This is a genomic window from Pseudomonas sp. P5_A2_2 (assembly GCF_054177685.1).
Genome location: NZ_JBGCUL010000950.1, coordinates 1 through 1679 on the forward strand (window position 1 = coordinate 1; position 1679 = coordinate 1679).

Sequence of the window (1679 nt, forward strand, 5' to 3'; positions counted from 1 at the left end):
CMGTAAAAGATCGCAGGCTGCGCCAGCTCCTACATTGGATTGCGGTGCCTGTAGGAGCTGGCGCAGCCTGCGATCTTTTGATCTTTTTTATTCATTTACGGCCGCCCACCACTTATCCAGTGTCGCTTCCAACCACTTGGCCACTGCTGCGTAAGCCTCAGTCTCCTCCGAACCCCGTGGCAACGGCGACTCATCGCCAAAATGTGCATTGAGCAAGGCCACCGATTCGGCATTCCACTCTGGATGAAACTGCAACCCCAGCCGCGTCGGCCCGGCGCGGTACATCTGCTGTGCGCATAACGCGCTGCTGGCCAGCAGTTGCGCAGCAGGCGGCAGATCGATGGCGTCTTCGTGCCACTCCAGCACCTTCAGCGTTTGCCCATCGATAAAGCTCACGCGGGTCCATCCGGTTTCGGTCCGGTCCATCCGCCGTACATTCCCTCCGAGACCCAGTGCCAGCAACTGTGCCCCCAGGCATATCGCGAATACGGCCCCACCCAGACCCAGAGTGCCTGCGAGCCATTGCCGTTCGGCTTCCAGCCAGGCCGGACCGGCATTGGATTCATAAGGGCCGCCCAACAGGATCACGGGGTCGGCGCTGACGGGCGGCAATTGACCCAGGTCGGCGCGAAACACGTTCAGCGCCAGCCCTCGGGATTCGGCCCAGATGGCGATGGCTCCCGGGCCCTCGGCGCGGTGGTGCTGGATCAGGTTCAACGTGGGCATTACGCTAGTCTCGATGGGACGCAAGGGCACTCAATGTGCCGTAAAACATCCAGCATCGCCAGTCGGCTCATTCCGTCGGATGCAGCCGCAAACGCTGCAGGTTTGTGCTGAAAACGCGGCTTGTCTGACAGACTTTGCCCCGTCATGGCGCGTGCACCTCAATACCTCCATCCTGCCGCCACTTTTCTGTAAATATTTGTCGCCTCGGCGTAATTTGCCCTCCGGTAGCCACTCTAGACTGCCGGCCACTTCGGTTCCCGCTCACAAAGCGATAACCGAACGCTGCCAATCGAAGCTGCCAATAAAAGCCTCCGCGCACAGGAGTTATAAATGAAGAAGCTAGTGATGTTCGGTGCCCTGGCACTGTCGATGTTGTCCCTGACCGCCGTGGCTGATGACGCCAAGCCGATCCGCATCGGCATCGAAGCCGGCTACCCGCCATTCTCGATGAAAACCCCTGACGGCAAACTCGCCGGTTTCGACGTGGACATCGGCGACGCCCTGTGCGAGCAGATGAAGGTCAAGTGCACCTGGGTCGAGCAAGAGTTCGATGGCCTGATCCCGGCACTGAAGGTCAAGAAAATCGACGCCATCCTGTCGTCCATGACCATCACTGATGATCGCAAGAAGAACGTCGATTTCACCATCAAGTACTACCACACCCCGGCGCGTTTCGTGATGAAGGAAGGCAGCGACGTCAAGGACCCGCTGACCGAGCTCAAGGGCAAGAAAGTCGGTGTCCTGCGTGCCAGTACCCACGACCGCTTCGCCACTGAAGTATTGCAACCGGCAGGGATTGTCCTGGTGCGTTACGGCTCCCAGCAGGAAGCCAACCTGGACATGGTCTCCGGCCGCATTGACGCGTTGCTGGCCGACTCGGTCAACCTGGACGACGGTTTCCTGAAAACCGACGCCGGTAAAGGTTTTGCCTTTGTCGGCCCTGAGTACAACGA

The 1679-nt window shown here is 59.5% G+C and carries 2 protein-coding genes; one reads left to right on the plus strand and one right to left on the minus strand.

Annotation, left to right across the window (positions count from 1 at the left end; all coding sequences use genetic code 11):
- Window positions 1-87: 87 nt before the first annotated feature.
- A complete protein-coding gene (locus tag ACXRVY_RS27660; protein ID WP_457266139.1) occupies window positions 88-726 on the minus strand; it encodes a type 1 glutamine amidotransferase in 639 nt (212 codons plus the stop codon).
- Between the two features lie 330 nt (window positions 727-1056).
- Between ACXRVY_RS27660 and ACXRVY_RS27665 the strand changes: the two genes are divergently transcribed.
- On the plus strand, window positions 1057-1679 hold a 623-nt coding region (locus ACXRVY_RS27665; protein ID WP_458238798.1), incomplete at its 3' end, for a transporter substrate-binding domain-containing protein.

Excerpts from the sequence above, each read along its gene's own strand:
- ACXRVY_RS27660 (WP_457266139.1), bottom strand. The coding sequence starts at position 726 with ATGCCCACGTTGAACCTGATCCAGCACCACCGCGCCGAGGGCCCGGGA.